The sequence below is a fragment of the Streptacidiphilus sp. MAP12-33 genome, assembly GCF_041261265.1.
Lineage (GTDB): Bacteria > Actinomycetota > Actinomycetes > Streptomycetales > Streptomycetaceae > Streptacidiphilus.
Genome location: NZ_JBGCCA010000012.1, coordinates 87,373 through 104,974, shown reverse-complemented (window position 1 = coordinate 104,974; position 17,602 = coordinate 87,373). Strand labels below are relative to the sequence as shown.

Genomic DNA, 17,602 nt, shown 5'->3' with positions numbered 1-17,602 from the left:
CCACCAGCCGCCCCACCGCCCGTCAGGCGTCGCCCTCCTCGCCGTGCGACTCCTCGACGCTGTGGGAGTCCGTCAGGCTGAGCGCGCCGCCCGCCGCGATCAGGCCCACGACGACCGCGAGCAGGGCGTAGGTGATCCGCTCGCCCCGGAAGAACGACTGGACGAGGGCGCTGCTCCAGACTCCCTTCGGGAGCTGGGTGGTGACCAGCGCGGCGATCATGGTGCCGACCACGGCGGTGCCGATGCTGGAGCCGACCTCCTGGGCGGTGTCGTTGAGGGCCGCGCCGATGGAGGTGCGGTTGCCGGGCATCGCGTCGACGAGGGCGACCGCGCAGATCGTCATCACGGTGCGGAGCCCGATCGTCATGACGACCATGCACAGCGCGATGAAGGCGTAGCCGTGCTCGACGCCCCAGGACAGGCCCGCCAGCGCGCCGGCCAGACAGGCCGCGCCGATCAGGCAGGCGATGCGGTGGCCGAAGCGGCGTGCGAGCCACTCGGACAGCGGGGTCGCCAGGAGCATCGTGACGATGATGGGCAGGTTGGCCAGGCCGGCCCTGACCGGGCTCCAGCCGTAGGCGAACTGGAAGTGCAGGATCAGGCCGAACATCACGCTGGCCATGGCGATGGAGGTGCCGACCTGGGCGATCGCGGCGCCGCGCACCGTCCCGTTGGAGAAGAGCCGCAGGTCCAGCATCGGTGCCGCGCTGCGGCGCTCGTGCCGGACGAAGGCGATCGCGGCAGCGACCGCGCCCGCGATCGAGGCGAGGGTGGGCGCGGAGAGCCAGCCGTTCTCGACACCGCTGGTCAGCGCGTAGCAGGCGAGCCCGATGGCGGTGATGCTCAGGGCGGCACCGGGCAGGTCGAGCCGGTCCTGGGTGAGGTCCTGCGGCCGGTCGGCCGGCACGCCGAGCCGGACACCGACGCACGCGAGCACCGCGATCGGCGCGTTGACCACCAGCAGCCACTGCCAGCTCACATGGGCCAGCGCGGTGCCGCCGAGCAGCGGGCCGAGGACGAAGCCGGACATGCCGACGACGATCATCACCGTCATCGCCCGCATCTGCAGGGCCTTGTCGTCGAAGAGCCGGAAGACCAGCGAGTTCGTGATCGGCGCCATCGCCGCGGCGGCGACGCCGAGGGCGGCCCGCAGCGCGATGAGCTCGCCCGCCGTGCTGACGAACACGACGCACAGGCTGAGTGAACCGAACACGGCCAGGCCGATCAGCAGCACCCGGCGGCGCCCGAACCGGTCGGCCATCGATCCGGCCGTGAGCAGCAGCCCGCCGAAGGTCAGCGAGTACGCGCCGGTGACCCACTGGAGGGCGGTCGTGCCGGAGCCGAGGTCGCGGCCGATGGTCGGCAGCGCGATCGACAGCAGCGTGTTGTCGACCATCTCGACGAAGAAGGCCAGGCAGAGGGCGACCAGGGGGATCCATGCCGCGCGTAGGGACGGGTAGGTGCGTGACGGGGTGCTCTGGAGCGTGGCGGTGGTCATGGCGGCCCTCCAATCGAATGCGGTTCGGTTATCGAACGTCGTACGATGAGCTACGATAGAACAACGTTCGATGCTGTGCAAGGTGGAGGGAACGCAAGCCATGGCACACCCGCAGAACCGCCCGGGCCAGGGGCGTCGACGCGCCTCGCACTCGATGGAGTCCGTCCTCACCGAGACGGTGGCCCTGCTCGACGAGGCCGGTGCGCCCGCGCTCACCTTCCGGGCGCTGGCCCAGCGCCTCGGCGGCGGCGTCGCGAGCATCTACTGGTACGTCGCCAACAAGGACGAACTGCTCGACCTCGCCACCGACCACGTGATCGGCTCGATCCTGGCCGACATCGAGCGGCTGCCGGACAGCGACGACCCGATCGACGACCTGCGCGCGATGGCGCTGGCCCTCTTCGACGCGATCGTGGACCGGCCCTGGCTCGGCGCGTACTTCATGCGCAACACCGACGCCCAGAGCAACTCGCTCCGTCTCTACGAGCGGCTCGGCCGGCAGACCCTCCGGCTCGACCTCACCCCGCGCCAGCGGTTCCACGCCGTCTCGGCGATCGTCGGCGTCGTCGTCGGCTCCGCCGTCGACCTGGGCCAGGAGCCGCCCCAGGAGGTCCTGGACGGAGCCGTCGACCGCGACCAGTTCCTCGGCCGCGCCGCGCAGGCCTGGCGCGAACTCGACCCGAAGGACTACCCGTTCGTCCACGAGATCATCGACGAGTTCGACGGCCACGACGACGCCGACCAGTTCCGCTCCGCCCTCGAACTCACCCTCGCCGGCCTCCGCCTCCAGGCCGGGCAGGCCGGGGCCTGACAACGACGAAGAGCGGGGCCCCGCCATCGGCAGGGCCCCGCTCTTTCGGTTGCTTGCTCTCCTACTGTTGCTCGGCCTTCGCGGCCTCGGCGGCCAGCTCGGACTTCGGCTTCGCGTCGACGCCGGCCTCCTTGCGCTGCGCGGCGGTGATCGGCGTCGGCGCGCCGGTCAGCGGGTCGCCGCCGGTGGACGTCTTCGGGAAGGCGATGACGTCACGGATGGTGTCGTAGCCGCCCAGGAGGGTGACCAGACGGTCCAGGCCCAGCGCGATGCCACCGTGCGGCGGCGGGCCGAAGTCGAAGGCGTTCAGCAGGAAGCCGAACTGCGACTGGGCCTCCTCCTGCGAGAGCCCGATCGCGTCGAATGCGCGCTTCTGCACGTCCTTCTGGTGGATACGGATCGAGCCGCCACCGATCTCCGAACCGTTGAGCACCAGGTCGTACGCGTTGGAGAGCGCGTTGCCCGGGTCGGTGTCGAAGGTCGCCATCGACTCGGCGGTCGGCGCGGTGAAGGGGTGGTGCACCGCGTGCCAGCCCTGGAACTCGCCCTTGTCGTCCTCGATGGGCTCGAACATCGGGAAGTCGACGACCCAGAGGAAGGCCCACTTGGACTCGTCGATCAGGTTGCAACGGCGACCGATCTCCAGGCGCGCCGCGCCCAGCAGCTCCTGCGAGGCGGTCTTCTTGCCCGCGGCGAAGAAGACGCAGTCGCCCGGCTTGGCGCCGACCGCGTCGGCCAGACCCGCGAGGTGCTGCTCGCTGAGGTTCTTGGCCACCGGGCCACGCAGCTCGCCGGTCTCCTCGTCGATCAGCACGTAGGCGAGGCCACGCGCGCCGCGCGCCTTGGCCCAGTCCTGCCAGGCGTCCAGCTGCTTGCGCGGCTGGGAGGCGCCGCCCGGCATCACCACGGCGCCGACGTACGGGGCCTGGAAGACGCGGAACTCGGTGCCGGAGAAGTACTCGGTCAGCTCGGTCAGCTCGTTGTCGAAGCGGACGTCGGGCTTGTCGGAGCCGTAGCGGTTCATCGCGTCCGCGTAGGACATCCGCGGCAGCGGCAGCGGCACCTCGTAGCCCAGCACCTCGCCCCAGACGCGGGAGACGACCTGCTCGCCGAGCTGGAGGATGTCCTCCTGGTCGACGAAGGAGGCCTCGACGTCGAGCTGGGTGAACTCCGGCTGACGGTCGGCGCGGAAGTCCTCGTCACGGAAGCAGCGCGCGATCTGGTAGTAGCGCTCCATGCCGGCGACCATCAGCAGCTGCTTGAACAGCTGCGGCGACTGCGGCAGGGCGTACCAGTGGCCCGGCTGGAGGCGGACCGGCACCAGGAAGTCGCGGGCGCCCTCGGGGGTCGAACGCGTCAGGTACGGCGTCTCGATGTCGAGGAAACCGTTCTCCTCCATCACCGTGCGGATGATGTGCGTGGCGCGCGAGCGCAGGCGCAGCGCGCGGGCCGGACCCTCGCGGCGCAGGTCGAGGTAGCGGTAGCGGAGGCGGACCTCCTCGTTGACCGAACCCGGCTCGTACTCGGCGACCTGGAACGGCAGCGCGGCGGCCTCGGACAGCACGGTCAGCTCGGAGACGACGACCTCGACCTGGCCGGTCGGGATGTCGGGGTTCTCGTTGCCCTCGGGGCGGACCCGCACGTCACCGGTGATCTTGACGCACCACTCGGAGCGCAGCTCGCCCACGGCCTCCAGGTCGCGGAAGACGACCTGGACGGTGCCGGAGGTGTCCCGCACGTCGACGAAGGCCACACCGCCGTGGTCGCGGCGGCGGGCGACCCAGCCGGCGAGGGTGACGGTGGTGCCGGCGTGCTCCGGGCGGAGCGTGCCGGCCTCGTGGGTGCGGATCACTGGAGCTTCTCCTTCAGGGTGGTGACGAGAGCGTCGAGGGCGACCGGGGTCTGGTCACCGGAGGTGAGGTCCTTCAACTGAACCACGCCGTCGGCGAGGTCCCGCTCACCGGCGACGACGGCGTAGCGGGCGCCGGAGCGGTCGGCGGCCTTGAAGCCCGCCTTGACGCTCTTGCCGCCGAAGACCAGGTCCGCCGAGACGCCCGCGCGGCGCAGCTCGGTGACCTTGCCGAACAGCACGCGCCGGGCCTGCTCGCCCATCGGGACGGCGTAGACGTCGGTGGTGGCCGGGATGTCGAGGGTGATGCCCTCGGCCTCCAGCGCGAGCACGGTGCGGTCGACGCCGAGCGCCCAGCCGACGGACGGCAGCTCAGGGCCGCCGATCATCTCGGACAGGCCGTCGTAGCGGCCGCCGCCGCCCACCGCGGACTGCGCGCCGAGGCCGTCGTGGACGAACTCGAAGGTGGTGCGGGTGTAGTAGTCGAGGCCGCGGACCAGCTTGGGGTCGTCCTCGAAGCGCACACCGGCGGCGAGCAGCAGCTCGCGGACCTGCTCGTGGTAGGCCTTGCAGTCCTCGCAGAGGTAGTCGACGAGCATCGGCGCGCCGCCGAGCTGGTCCTGGACCTCCGCGCGCTTGTCGTCCAGCACGCGCAGCGGGTTGATCTCCGCGCGGCGCAGCGTCTCCTCGTCGAGGTCCAGGCCGCGCAGGTAGTTCTGCAGGGCCTCGCGGTAGACCGGGCGGCACTGCTTGTCGCCGAGGCTGTTCAGCAGGATGCGGAAGTTGCGCAGGCCCAGCGAGCGGTAGGCGTCGTCGGCCAGGATGATCAGCTCGGCGTCCAGCGCCGGGTCCTCCGCGCCGATCGCCTCCGCGCCGACCTGCCAGAACTGGCGGTAGCGGCCCTTCTGCGGCTTCTCGTAGCGGTACTGCGAGCCGCTGTACCAGAGCTTGACCGGCAGGTTGCCGATCCGGTGCAGGTTGGCCTGGAGCGTCGCGCGCAGCACCGAGGCGGTGGCCTCGGGGCGCAGCGCGAGATCCTGGCTCTCCTCCGTGCGGGAGGTGAGGGTGAACATCTCCTTGGACACGATGTCGGTGGACTCACCGACACCGCGCGAGAAGAGCTTGACGTCCTCGAAGACCGGCGTCTCGACGTAGCCGTAGCCGGCCCTGCGCAGCGGCGCGGCCAGCGCCTCGCGAACGGCGAGCACGGCGCCGGCCGTGGCCGGAAGAATGTCGTACGTGCCCCGGGGGGCCTGGAAGGAACTGCTCACGACTTGTACGTCTCGTCTCTGTCTACAGTCCGCGGCGCTGGGCTGCGGTCGGCGCGGCGCTGCCGGCGACCTGGAGCAGGTACGGGTTGGCGACGCGCTCGCGACCGATGGTGGTCTGGGGGCCGTGTCCGGAGAGGACCACGGTCTCGTCCGGCAGCGGCAGGCACACACGGGCCAGCGACCGCAGGAGGGCGTCGTGGTCTCCCCCGGGAAGATCGGTGCGTCCGACGGAGCCGGAGAAGAGCAGGTCGCCCGAGAAGAGCACCGGAGGCAGCTCCGGTGCAGCGGGCGTCCTGAACGTCACCGACCCCCCGGTATGGCCGGGCGCGTGGTCGACCGTGAGGCTCAGACCCGCCAGCTCCAGCACGCTGCCGTCGGTCAGCACCCGGACGTCGTCCGGCTCGCCGACGGTCAGCTCGCCCATCAGCTGGGCGCCGATGGAGCGGCCGAGCGCCTTCTCCGGATCGGACAGCATGTAGCGGTCCTCGGGGTGGATCCACGCCGGGATGCCGCGCGCGCCGCAGACCGGGACGACCGAGGCCACGTGGTCGATGTGCCCGTGGGTGAGCACCACCGCGACCGGCTTCAGCCCGTGCTCGCGCACGGCCTCCTCGACTCCGGCGGCCGCCTCGTGGCCCGGGTCGACGATGACGCACTCCTCACCGGCGGCGGGGGCCACGAGGTAGCAGTTGGTGCCCCAGGCTCCTGCGGGAAAGCCGGCGATGAACACGTGGGTCGGTCCCCTACTCACGACAAGAAACGGCTGCGGACGACTGCGAATGGCTGCGGATGCTGTACGCAGCGTACCGGCGGCAGGGGACGGTTCGCGAACCGTATCCGGGGCGTCGAAACCTTCCGTTGGCCGCTTTCACCGCGCGTTTACAGAATTGCTCCCTACACTGGGCGGCCGTCGGGTGGGAAGATCCCCGCGACAGGACCGAGTACGACCGAACGACGACTTCACGGCAGGAGTGTGGGCGGTGGCCCCCAACGACACGCAGAGTCCCCGGGACCTTCCCAAGGACCCTGAAAAGCGCCGCCGCGAACTGCAGCGCAGGAAGCTGGAGCGCCAGGCAGCGATCCGGGCCCAGAAGGTCAAGGAGGCCCGCAAGCAGACCGCGATCATCGGTGGCGCCGTCGTCGCCGTCGCGGCGATCGCGGTCGGCGCCGTGGTGCTGTGGCCCTCCAGCAGCAAGCCGAAGGCGGCGGCGTCCTCCACGGACAACGCGAGCAGCACCCCCTCGGCCGCGGCGAGCACGCCCCCGGCGGCGGCGAAGATGACGTACACCATCACGCCGAAGAAGAATCCCGGCAGCTGGAAGACCGAGCCGGCCATGACGATCGACGCCGCGGGCAACTACACCGCGAAGATCAACTTTGGTCAGGGTGCGGTCGACATCAAGCTCGACGCCAAGGACGCGCCGCACACGGTGAACTCCTTCGTCTTCCTGGCGAGCCAGCACTTCTTCGACGGCATCTACTGCCACCGCCTCACCACCGCGGGCCTCTACGTCCTGCAGTGCGGCGATCCGACCGGCACCGGTTCGGGCGGCCCCGGCTACCAGTTCAAGGACGAGAACCTGAGCTCCCCGACCCTCAAGGGCGGCAACTACCCGGCCGGGACGATCGCGATGGCGAACTCGGGCGCGAACACCAACGGCTCGCAGTTCTTCCTCGTCTACAAGGACAGCCCGCTGCCGGCCAACTACACCCCGTTCGGCACCATCACCGGCGGCATGGACGTGCTCAACGGCATCGCGGCCAAGGGTGAGGACGACGCGAACGGCCAGGGCGACGGTCACCCGATCGATCCGGTCATCATGAACACGGTCACCACCACGAAGAACTGAGTGCGGTAGGTAGCAGTACGTAGCAGTGGGCCACGGGCGGGCGGCGCAGCCAAATCAACCTCGCGGGGATACGGACAGCGCCCCTGCCCGTCGCCTATGTTGGCGTCTTGTAGGGTGCGCATCTGCGCCTCCCGGCGGCGCGCAGACCAAACCGGCCGGGCAATCGAACGTGGAAGGCGGCCGCCCCGCCAGAGCAGGCGGCGGACGCCATATGGAGGAGGCGCTGTGACCAGCGACCCGTGGGGCCGTGTCGACGACGAGGGGACCGTCTACGTGCGAACGGCCGACGGCGAGCGCGTCGTCGGTTCGTGGCAGGCAGGCTCCCCCGAGGAGGCACTTGCCTACTTCACGCGCAAGTACGAGGGCATCGCCGTGGAGATCGGCCTGCTGGAGCGCCGCGTGCGCACCACGGACCTCGCCGCGAAGGACGCCCAGACGGCCATCGAGCACCTGCAGGCGCAGGTGGACGAGGGCCACGCGGTCGGCGACCTGGACGCGCTGGCCCAGCGCCTGAAGGCGCTGACGGCCGAGGTCGAGTCCCGCCGCGAGGAGAAGAAGGCGCAGCGCGCCAAGGCGCAGGAGGAGGCGCGCGGCGCGAAGGAGGCGCTGGTCGCCGAGGCCGAGCAGCTGGTGGAGTCCACCCAGTGGCGCGAGGCGGGCGACCGTCTGCGCGCGCTGGTCGACACCTGGAAGGGTCTGCCGCGCCTGGACCGCAAGTCCGACGACGAGCTGTGGCACCGCTTCTCGCACGCCCGTTCCGCGTTCTCCAAGCGTCGCAAGGCGCACTTCGCGCAGCTGGACAACCAGCGCGAGGAGGCTCGCCTGAAGAAGGAGAAGCTGGTCGTCGAGGCCGAGTCGCTGGTCGGCTCGACCGACTGGGGCGACACGGCCGCCCGCTACCGCGAGCTCATGGCGGAGTGGAAGGCCGCGGGCCGCGCCCAGCGCGAGGCCGAGGACGAGCTGTGGACCCGCTTCCGCGGTGCGCAGGACGTCTTCTTCCAGGCCCGCTCGGCCGTCTTCGACGAGCGCGACGCCGGCGAGCGGGAGAACCAGCACGCCAAGGAGGCCCTGCTGGTCGAGGCCGAGACGCTGCTGCCCATCGCCGACCTCAAGGCCGCCAAGGCCGCCTACCGGGACCTCGCGGAGCGCTGGGAGGCCATCGGCCACGTCCCGCGCGACGCCCGCCCCCGCCTGGAGTCCCGCCTGCGCCACGTCGAGCAGGCCATCCGCGAGGCGGAGGAGGCCGAGTGGCAGCGCAGCAACCCCGAGGCGCGGGCGCGTGCCGCGGGCATGACGGGCCTGCTCCAGGCGGCGGTGGAGAAGCTGGAGAAGCAGATCGCCACGGCTGAGGCCAAGGGCGACACCCGCCAGATCGCCAAGCTCCAGTCGGAGCTCGACGGCCGCCGCGAGCTCCTGGCCCAGGCCCAGAAGGGCCTGGAGGAGTTCAGCGGCTGAGCACCCTCAGGGGCGCGAGGAACTGCGCGACATGCCACCGCGTGTGGTGAGTCGCTCAGCGAGCAGGGCCATCCGCACGCGGTGGTTGCTCGCGCGGTTCCCCGCGCCCCTGACGCTTGCAACGACAGCCCGTACCCGAACAGCTCGAGGCGGGACGTGATCTCGCCCGGGTCGCGCTTCAGGCGCTTCGCCGCGTCACGGACGTGTCGGGGCGGGACGCGGTCGTCCCGGTGGACCACTGACGCGGGCGGCGCGTCCGGGATGCGGTAGCCCAGCGCCGCCGACCGCCAGCCGCCCGGCGACCTCGGCCGGAGGCCGACCCCTCACCGCGGCGGCACGCGGCACGTGCTCCACCGGAACCGCACCGGCAAGCCACTCGGGCCGGCCGTTCGGCTCCCGGCTCATCAGCACCTCGTCGCCGGGCAGGACCTCCGCCGACGCGATGTCCCCGACCCGGTGGCCGCGTGTCCCCAGCCACGCTCCGCGACCGCCGCCGGACCGCGGCGGCGGGCACGGTCGGCCCGGGCTCCAGCCAGGGCGTCCCGCCGTGCGGCGACACGCTCGTCAGCCGGATGCCGTCCGGCTCCACCGCCGAGTCCGGCGGACCGCCCTCGGCCCGGAGGCCGAGGGCGGTCGCGACTCGCCGTCGAGGAAGGCGCTGCGCGGAGCCGTGTCCGGCTCCGCGGTCACCGCGACTTCGCCGAGGTGACCCGGTAGACGTCGTAGACGCCCTCGACGCCGCGGACGGCCTTCAGGACGTGCCCGAGGTGCTTGGGGTCGCCCATCTCGAAGGTGAAGCGGCTCATCGCGACCCGGTCGCGGGAGGTCTGCACCGCCGCCGACAGGATGTTGACGTGCTGGTCCGACAGGACCCGCGTCACGTCGGAGAGCAGGCGCGAGCGGTCCAGCGCCTCGACCTGGATCGCGACGAGGAAGACCGACGACTGCGTCGCGGCCCACTCCACCTCGACCATGCGCTCCTGCTGCTGCGCGAGCGAGTCGACGTTGACGCAGTCCGTGCGGTGCACGGAGATGCCGTTGCCTCGGGTGATGAAGCCGACGATCGGGTCGCCCGGCACCGGCGTGCAGCAGCGCGAGAGCTTGACCCACACGTCCGCGACGCCCTTGACCACCACGCCCGGATCCTGCGTCGCCCGCCGCTGGCGGCGGTTGCGGGTCGGCGACGGAGTTGTCAGCTCCTCGATGTCCTCGGTCGCGCCCTCTTCCCCGCCCAGGGACTGGACGAGCTTCTGGACGATCGTCTGCGCCGCGACGTGGCCCTCGCCGATCGCCGCGTACAGGGACGAGATGTCCGGGTAGCGCATCTCGTGCGCGAGGGTGACCAGGGAGTCGCCGGTGAGGATGCGCTGCAACGGCAGGCCCTGCTTGCGCATGGCCCGCGTGATCGCGTCCTTGCCCTGCTCGATGGCCTCCTCGCGGCGCTCCTTGGAGAACCACGCACGGATCTTGTTCCTGGCCCGCGGCGACTTGACGAAGGAGAGCCAGTCCCGGGACGGGCCGGCGTTCTCGGCCTTGGAGGTGAAGACCTCGACCGTGTCGCCGTTCTCGAGCGTGGACTCCAGCGGCACCAGGCGGCCGTTGACGCGGGCGCCTATGGTCCGGTGGCCGACCTCGGTGTGGACCGCGTACGAGAAGTCTACCGGGGTCGCCCCGGCCGGCAGCGCTATGACATCGCCCTTGGGGGTGAAGACGAAGACCTCGTTGTTGGAGAGGTCGAACCGCAGCGACTCCAGGAACTCGCTCGGGTCCTCGGTCTCCTTCTGCCAGTCCAGCAGCTGCCGCAGCCAGGCCATCTCGTTGACGGTCTCGCCCTGGCCGGCGGGGGTGTCGGTGCGGATCTTGGAGGCGCCGGCGACGGCCTGCTGCTTGTACTTCCAGTGGGCGGCGATGCCGTACTCGGCGCGGCGGTGCATGTCGAAGGTGCGGATCTGCAGCTCGACCGGCTTGCCCTCGGGCCCGATGACCGTCGTGTGCAGCGACTGGTACATGTTGAACTTGGGCATCGCGATGTAGTCCTTGAACCGCCCCGGCACCGGGTTCCACCGCGCGTGGATGGTGCCCAGCGCCGCGTAGCAGTCGCGGACCGAGTCGACCAGGACGCGCACACCGACCAGGTCGTAGATGTCGGCGAAGTCCCGGCCTCGCACGATCATCTTCTGGTAGACGCTGTAGTAGTGCTTCGGGCGGCCCTTGACCTCGGCCTTGATGCGGGCGGTCTTGAGATCGTCGGTGACCTGCTCCAGCACCGTGCCGAGGTACTCGTCGCGCTTGGGCGCGCGCTCGGCGACCAGGCGGACGATCTCGTCGTACATCTTGGGGTAGAGGATCGCGAAGGCGAGGTCCTCCAGCTCCCACTTGATGGTGTTCATGCCCAGCCGGTGCGCCAGCGGGGCGTAGATCTCGAGAGTCTCGCGGGCCTTCTTCTCCTGCTTCTCCCGCTTGAGGTAGCGCATGGTGCGCATGTTGTGCAGGCGGTCGGCCAGCTTGATGACCAGGACGCGCGGGTCCTTGGCCATCGCGACGACCATCTTGCGCACGGTCTCGGCCTGCGCGGCCTCGCCGAACTTGACCTTGTCCAGCTTGGTGACGCCGTCGACGAGCATGGCGACGGTGTCGCCGAAGTCGCGGCGGAGCTGGTCCAGGCCGTAGTCGGTGTCCTCGACGGTGTCGTGCAGCAGGCCCGCCATCAGGGTGGGGGCGTCCATGCCGAGCTCGGCAAGGATCGTCGCGACCGCGAGCGGATGGGTGATGTACGGGTCACCGCTCTTGCGCTTCTGGCCGCGGTGCCACTTCTCCGCGATCTGGTAGGCGCGCTCCAGCTGGTGCAGGTCCGCCTTGGGATAGTTGATCCGTACTATCCGGAAGAGCGGTTCGAGCACCGGGTTGAGCGTGCTGCTGCGCTGCCCGCCCAGGCGCGCGAGACGCGCGCGGACACGGGAGGGCGAGGGCGCGCCCGATCGCGGCGGGACGGCGGGGGCGCCGCCTGCCTGGAACGTGGCCGGCACGGCCGGGGATGCGGGCTTCGGCGCGGCGGGGGCCGGCTTCGGGCGCTCCTCCTGCGTTCCGGGGGCTGTGGGCACGACCTCTTCGGGCAACTGCACTCCTCGGGAGCGAGACCGGGACCTCAATGGTACCGAGCGTCACACCCCCTCGCTCTCACCGGCCCCGCAGGGGCCGAAAGGGGCGTGGGGCTCTGCTCGATGTACTGCGTGCGCGAGAAACCACCGGCGTGCGGATGGCCCTGCACGTGGAGGACCATCCGCACGCCAGTGGCTTGTCGCGCGCACGCAGTACATCGAGCAGAGCCCCACGCCCCTGAGGGAGGTGCGACTACCGACGGTAGCGAATGCTCAGATCGAGATGACGGTCCCCAGCGGAGCGTGCCCCAGCAGAGGCGCCAGGCGGTCGCGCCCGCCGAGGAAGCCGAGCTCCATCAGGACCTCGACCCCCGCGAGCTCCGCGCCCGCCCGCTCGATGAGCGACAGGGCCGCCTCGACCGTGCCGCCGGTGGCGAGGACGTCGTCGACGACGAGGACCCGCTCGCCCGGGAGGAACGCGTCCGTCTGGACCTCGATGACGGCCGAGCCGTACTCCAGCTCGTACGCCTGGCGGTAGCAGTCACCTGGGAGCTTGCCCTCCTTGCGGACGGGCACGAACCCCGCGCCGGCCGCGTACGCGGCCGGCGCGGCGAGGATGAAGCCGCGCGCCTCCAGACCGACGATCTTGGAGGCGCCCAACGCCTTGGCGCGAGCCGCGAGGTGGTTGACCAGGGCGGCGAACCCCTCGGCGTCGGCGAGCAGCGGTGCGATGTCCTTGAAGACCACGCCGGGCTTCGGGTAGTCCGGGACGTCGCGGATCTTGGCGGTCAGAAGGCCGGCCAGGTCGGTGCTGCTCATGCGGTTCCGCTGCTCCTCAGTGCTCGGTGCTCATTGACGACCGCCGGAGGACCGGCGCTCGCTGCGGGTGCGGTTGACGGGCTGGTTGCGCGGCCCGCCGGTCGGCGCCGGGACGGTGACCTCCTGCGGGGCCTCGTCCTCCAGCGTGCGACCCTCGGCCGCCGCCTTGGCCTCGGCCGCGCGGCGCTGCTTCACCTTGCGAGCCAGCTCCATGTACTCCGGACGCTTCTCCTGGAGCCAGGCGACCATCGGGGTGGCCACGCAGATCGAGGAGTAGGCACCGGCGGTCAGACCGATGAAGAGCGCCAGCGAGATGTCGTTGAGGACACCCGCGCCGAGCAGGCCGCCACCGATGAACAGCAGCGCGGCGACCGGCAGCAGGGCCAGGACCGAGGTGTTGATCGACCGGACCAGGGTGCTGTTCAGCGAGGCGTTGGCGGCGTCGCTGTAGGTCAGCTTGTTCTGCTTGGTGATCTTGTTCGTCGCCGCCTTGAGACCGTCGAAGACGACGACGGTGTCGTAGAGCGAGTACCCGAGGATCGTCAGGAAGCCGATGACCGTACCCGAGGTGACCTCGAAGCCGACCAGGGCGTAGACGCCGACGGTGATCACCAGGTCGTGCAGCAGCGCGACCAGCGCGCCGACCGCGAGCCGCCACTCGAAGGCGATGGCAAGGTACGCCGTCACCAGCACCATGAAGGCGATCAGACCGTAGAGGGCCTTCTGGCTGATGTCGTGCCCCCAGCTGGCGCTGAGCGACTGGGTCGAGATCTGGTCCTGGGTGAGGCCCAGCGACTTCGACAGCGCGGACTGGCCGGTCGTCGGGTCGACCTTCTCGGCCGAGCTGATCTGGACCAGGATCTGCTGGCCCGTGCTGCTGTTGGCCGTCTGCACGAGCGAGGAGCTGTCGCCCGTCAGGTCGTTCGCGGCCTTCTGCGCCTGGGAGACGGTGACCCCGGGCTTGGTGATCGTGTAGATCTCACCGCCCTTGAACTCGATACCGAGGTTCAGGCCACGGACCGTGAGGCCGAGGATGGCGGCGACCAGGATGACGCCCGAGATGATCGTCCACAGCCTGCGCCGCCCGACGAAGTCGAAGCTGACCTCGCCGGTGTAGAGGCGGTGGCCGATATTGCCGAAGCGAGACATCGGGTCAGGCCTCCTTGCCGGCGGTGTGGGCCGGACGGCGCGAGTTGCGGCTGTCACGGAGCGGGTTGCGGACCCCGAGGCGCTCGGGCGAGAGCCCGGACCACGGGTGACCGGAGTTGAAGAACGTCCGGCGGGCGAGCAGGGTCATCAGCGGCTTCGTGAACAGGAAGACCACGACGACGTCGAGCGCGGTGGTCAGGCCCAGCGTGAACGCGAAGCCCTGCACCTTGCCGACGGTGAAGAAGTACAGCACCGCGGCGGCCAGGAAGGACACGAAGTCCGACACCAGGATCGTACGACGGGCGCGCGGCCAGGCGTTGCGGACGGCCGGGCGCAGCGTGGCGCCCTCGCGCAGCTCGTCACGGATGCGCTCGAAGTAGACGACGAACGAGTCCGCGGTGATACCGATGGCGACGATGGCGCCACAGACGGCCGGCAGGTTCAGCGCGAAGTCGATCGCGCCACCGAGCAGCGACATCAGCGACCAGGTGAGGATCGCGGAGACCGCCAGCGAGGCGACGGCCACCAGGCCGAGGCCGCGGTAGTAGGCCAGGCAGTAGAGCACGACCAGGACCAGACCGATGAGGCCCGCGATCAGACCCGCGGTGAGCTGGCTGCTGCCGAGCTCGGGCGAGACGGTGACGACTTCCTGCGTCTGGAAGTTCAGCGGCAGCGAGCCGTAGCTCAGCACGTTGGCCAGCTGGCTGGCGCTCGACTGGTCGAAGCTGCCGGAGATCATCGCCTGGCCGCCGGTGATGGCCGCGCTGACGGACGGGGAGGACTGGACCTCGCCGTCGAGCTGGATGGCGAACTCGTTGGCCGGGGGCTGGTTCTTGGCCAGGGTGCCGGTGATGTTGGCGAAGGCGTTGGCACCCGCGGAGTTGAAGGAGAGGTCGACCTCCCACTGCCCGTTCACCGTGCTCAGGTTGGCCTGGGCCTTGGTGATCGCGGTGCCGTTGACGGCGACCTTGTCCAGCGCGTACTTGGTCCAGATACCGCCACTGGCGACCTGGGAGCAGGCGACGACCTGGTCGGTCTCCTGGGCGTTGTTCGCCGCGTTCTTCACGGCGGCACGGCCGGTCTCGGTGGTGCAGTCGGCCTTGTTGAACGCCGTCTGGAGCGCGGCGGGGACGGTGCCGCCGACGGTGCCGGAGACGGCGCCGGTGGGCGCCGCGGACGGGGTCGTGGACGCCTTCGGCGTGCCGGCCGCGGCCGCGCCGGAGGCGGAGGCCTTGGCGGAGTCGGAGGCGTGCGCCGAGGCGGACGGGCTGGCCTTCAGGTCCTGGGTGATCGCGTCACCCTGGGACTTGCCGGCGCTCGGCGAGGCCGCGGCGCCGGTGCCCGACGCCTTCGGCTTGTCGGACGCGCTCGCGGAGGCGGACGGCTTGGCGCCGCCGGTCGAGGAGGCGGACGGCGAGGCGCTGCTCTTGGGCAGCGCGGACGCGTTGGCCTGCTGCACCTCGGCCAGCACCGGTCGGAAGTAGAGCTTGGCGGTCTGGGCCAGCTCGTTCGCGACGGTGGTCGAGTTGGTGCCCTTGGGGATGTTGATGACGATCTCGTCATTCCCCTGGACCTGGACCGTCGACTCGGTCACACCGGTCCCGTTCACGCGATCGAGCATGATCGCGGAGGCGATCGCCATGTTCGCCGGGTTGATCGCCGCGGGGTCGGGCGACGTGGCCTTCAGCGTCACGCTGGAGCCACCGGCGAGGTCGATGCCGAGGCGGGGCTTGGTGTTGCCGGTCCCGAACATGATCGCCACGAGAGCGACCATGACCACCAGGATCAGGCTCAGCGCACGCCCCGGGTATCCGTCACGGGGACGGGACTTGGGTGATGCCACCTTCTCGATTCTCTCTGTCCATGCCGTGGGCAGGTCAAGACGCCCACACCGGGGTACCGGCGGACAGGGGGCGGCTCGGCCACGACGCAGCGGTCCTTGGGCCCGGCCGCTCGCTCACGACCGACCGGGTTCCGTAGCGCGAAAGGCTACTTGTCGGAGGCGTCCTTGTCGCCACCCACCTTGGCTTCGACCTTCTCGGCCAGCGCGTCGGGGTCGATGGCGGACTCGACAGCGGCCTCGTCCTCGGCCTTCGCCTCGGCCGGGGCCGCGTCCTCGACCGCGGTCTCGACGGCCGCGTCAGCGGCCTCGGACTCGTCGGTGGCCTCGTCCGTCTCCGGCTCGTCGCCGTGGACGATGCGGTTGTACTCGACCGGGTCCAGCACCTGCGCGACGGCCTGCTTGGAGTACAGGGCGTAGACGCCCGGCGCGACCTCGAGCTCGACAGCCTCGTTCGTCACGTCCTTGACCAGCGCGTACATGCCCCCGATGGTGCGCACGCCGGCGCCCGGCTCCAGACGGGTGCGCATGTCCTGCGCCTGCTGCTGACGCTTCTTGTTGCTCCGCAGCGTCACGAACATGAGGCCGGCCATGACGATGACCATGAGAAAGAGCGGATTCACGGCTGACAGTCCTTTGCGAGGCCGCAGGGGGGACAGCGGCCGGTCGGTGATCGGGCCCACCACGAAGGGGCGGGAGCGGGCGGAGTCTAGGGGACTACGCCCAGTACAACAACGTCCAGCATGTCATCCGAGTGAGGCGAATGGCGAGTGACGTGACGGACTTGACGTGTTCGGGCCCCGGAAAGGGGCCTCCCGGCCCGGTCCGGGGGCCCTGCGGGCGGCCGGAGGCGCCCAGCGGCGCAGGCGGCGTCAGGCCTCCGGGGGTGCGAAGAGTTCCGCCTGTTGCGGCAGAGCGAGGCCACCCGCCTGGGGTGGGGGCGTGAGCCCCAGGTGCTGCCAGGCGGCGGCGGTGGCGATGCGGCCGCGCGGGGTGCGGGCCAGCAGGCCCTCGCGGACCAGGAAGGGCTCGGCGACCTCCTCGACCGTCTCGGCCTCCTCCCCCACCGCGACGGCCAGCGTGGACAGGCCCACCGGGCCGCCGCCGAAGAGCTTCAGCAGGGCCTGCAGCACGGCCCGGTCCAGCCGGTCCAGACCACGCGGGTCGACCTCGTAGACGGCGAGCGCGGCGTCCGCGATCTCCGGGGTGACCAGCCCGTCGTGCCGCACCTGGGCGTAGTCGCGCACCCGGCGCAGCAGGCGGTTGGCGATACGCGGCGTGCCACGCGAGCGGCGGGCGATCTCGGCGGCGCCCTTCGGGTCGATCTCGACCGCGAGCAGCCGGGCCGAGCGGTGGATGACCCGCTCCAGCTCCTCGGGAGCGTAGAACTCCATGTGGCCGGTGAAACCGAAGCGGTCGCGCAGCGGCGGCGGCAGCAGGCCGGCCCTGGTGGTCGCGCCGACCAGCGTGAACGGCGGCAGCTCCAGCGGGATGGCGGTGGCGCCGGGACCCTTGCCGACGATCACGTCGACGCGGAAGTCCTCCATCGCCATGTAGAGCATCTCCTCGGCGGGCCGGGAGAGGCGGTGGATCTCGTCGAGAAAGAGGATCTCCCCCTCGGTGAGCGACGAGAGGATCGCGGCCAGGTCCCCCGCGTGCTGGATCGCCGGTCCGGAGGTGATCCGGATCGGCGCCGCCATCTCGGCCGCGATGATCATCGACAGCGTGGTCTTGCCGAGCCCGGGCGGGCCGGAGAGCAGCACGTGGTCGGGCGTGGCGCCGCGGTGCCGCGCCGCCTGGAGGACGAGGGAGAGCTGCTCGCGCACACGTTCCTGCCCGATGAACTCGTCCAGGTCGCGCGGGCGCAGCGCCGCCTCGACGGCCCGGTCCTCGCCGTCCGCGGCGGCGGTGACCAGGCGGTCGGCAGCGGCGTCGTCGTACATGCTCTCTCGGCTCCTCGGT

13 protein-coding genes are annotated in these 17,602 nt (G+C 70.9%); 3 read left to right on the top strand and 10 right to left on the bottom strand.

The features are described from left to right. Positions 1-22: 22 nt before the first annotated feature. Positions 23-1,498 carry an MFS transporter gene (locus tag ABH931_RS14520; RefSeq protein ID WP_370113109.1) on the bottom strand — a complete coding sequence of 492 codons (1,476 nt, stop codon included), beginning with the start codon at positions 1,496-1,498 and terminating at the stop codon, positions 23-25. Between the two features lie 154 nt (positions 1,499-1,652). Here ABH931_RS14520 and ABH931_RS14515 point away from each other — a divergent pair, with 154 nt between their 5' ends. Further along, positions 1,653-2,309, top strand: a complete 657-nt coding sequence (locus ABH931_RS14515; protein WP_370113257.1) for a TetR/AcrR family transcriptional regulator — start codon at positions 1,653-1,655, stop codon at positions 2,307-2,309. 61 nt (positions 2,310-2,370) lie between these two features. Here ABH931_RS14515 and aspS read toward each other — a convergent pair whose 3' ends face one another. From aspS to ABH931_RS14500, 3 genes are read right to left on the bottom strand one after another with little or no spacing between them, the layout of a single operon-like run. Further along, positions 2,371-4,161, bottom strand: coding sequence for an aspartate--tRNA ligase (gene aspS, locus ABH931_RS14510; protein ID WP_370113107.1), 1,791 nt, complete (start codon positions 4,159-4,161; stop codon positions 2,371-2,373). Next, positions 4,158-5,429, bottom strand: a complete 1,272-nt coding sequence (gene hisS / locus ABH931_RS14505) for a histidine--tRNA ligase (RefSeq protein WP_370113105.1) — start codon at positions 5,427-5,429, stop codon at positions 4,158-4,160. Before hisS ends, aspS begins: the two co-directional genes overlap by 4 nt. Positions 5,430-5,451: 22 nt before the next feature. Next, the gene (locus tag ABH931_RS14500; protein WP_370113256.1) at positions 5,452-6,159 is read right to left on the bottom strand and encodes an MBL fold metallo-hydrolase; all 708 of its coding nucleotides are present in this window, start codon (positions 6,157-6,159) and stop codon (positions 5,452-5,454) included. A gap of 250 nt (positions 6,160-6,409) precedes the next feature. Here ABH931_RS14500 and ABH931_RS14495 point away from each other — a divergent pair, with 250 nt between their 5' ends. Together ABH931_RS14495 and ABH931_RS14490 are read left to right on the top strand one after the other, a co-directional pair. Further along, positions 6,410-7,279 carry a peptidylprolyl isomerase gene (locus ABH931_RS14495; protein ID WP_370113103.1) on the top strand — a complete coding sequence of 290 codons (870 nt, stop codon included), beginning with the start codon at positions 6,410-6,412 and terminating at the stop codon, positions 7,277-7,279. A 225-nt stretch (positions 7,280-7,504) separates the two neighbouring features. Further along, positions 7,505-8,734 (top strand): DUF349 domain-containing protein, encoded by a 1,230-nt coding sequence (locus ABH931_RS14490; RefSeq protein WP_370113101.1) that lies wholly within the window; start codon positions 7,505-7,507, stop codon positions 8,732-8,734. Between the two features lie 686 nt (positions 8,735-9,420). Here the strand turns inward: ABH931_RS14490 and ABH931_RS14485 are convergent. From ABH931_RS14485 to ruvB, 6 genes are all read right to left on the bottom strand, one after another. After that, positions 9,421-11,856: a bifunctional (p)ppGpp synthetase/guanosine-3',5'-bis(diphosphate) 3'-pyrophosphohydrolase gene (locus tag ABH931_RS14485; RefSeq protein WP_370113099.1), complete on the bottom strand. Its 2,436-nt coding sequence runs from the start codon at positions 11,854-11,856 to the stop codon at positions 9,421-9,423. 249 nt (positions 11,857-12,105) lie between these two features. Then, positions 12,106-12,651, bottom strand: coding sequence for an adenine phosphoribosyltransferase (locus ABH931_RS14480; protein ID WP_370113097.1), 546 nt, complete (start codon positions 12,649-12,651; stop codon positions 12,106-12,108). Between the two features lie 30 nt (positions 12,652-12,681). Further along, a complete protein-coding gene (gene secF / locus ABH931_RS14475) occupies positions 12,682-13,800 on the bottom strand; it encodes a protein translocase subunit SecF (protein ID WP_370113095.1) in 1,119 nt (372 codons plus the stop codon). Positions 13,801-13,804: 4 nt separating this feature from the next. After that, entirely contained in the window at positions 13,805-15,643 is a 1,839-nt protein-coding gene (secD, locus tag ABH931_RS14470; protein WP_370113093.1) for a protein translocase subunit SecD, read from the bottom strand. Positions 15,644-15,789: 146 nt separating this feature from the next. After that, positions 15,790-16,263 (bottom strand): preprotein translocase subunit YajC, encoded by a 474-nt coding sequence (gene yajC / locus ABH931_RS14465; protein ID WP_370113091.1) that lies wholly within the window; start codon positions 16,261-16,263, stop codon positions 15,790-15,792. Positions 16,264-16,512: 249 nt separating this feature from the next. After that, complete coding sequence (ruvB, locus tag ABH931_RS14460) at positions 16,513-17,583, bottom strand: Holliday junction branch migration DNA helicase RuvB (RefSeq protein WP_370113089.1); 1,071 nt, start codon at positions 17,581-17,583, stop codon at positions 16,513-16,515. Positions 17,584-17,602 lie beyond the last annotated feature (19 nt).

Bases quoted from the DNA above. Each gene is read 5' to 3' on its own strand.
- ABH931_RS14520 (WP_370113109.1), bottom strand. From the start codon at position 1,498: ATGACCACCGCCACGCTCCAGAGCACCCCGTCACGCACCTACCCGTCC.
- ABH931_RS14480 (WP_370113097.1), bottom strand. From the start codon at position 12,651: ATGAGCAGCACCGACCTGGCCGGCCTTCTGACCGCCAAGATCCGCGAC.
- secF (WP_370113095.1), bottom strand. From the start codon at position 13,800: ATGTCTCGCTTCGGCAATATCGGCCACCGCCTCTACACCGGCGAGGTC.
- ruvB (WP_370113089.1), bottom strand. From the start codon at position 17,583: ATGTACGACGACGCCGCTGCCGACCGCCTGGTCACCGCCGCCGCGGAC.
- ABH931_RS14515 (WP_370113257.1), top strand. From the start codon at position 1,653: ATGGAGTCCGTCCTCACCGAGACGGTGGCCCTGCTCGACGAGGCCGGT.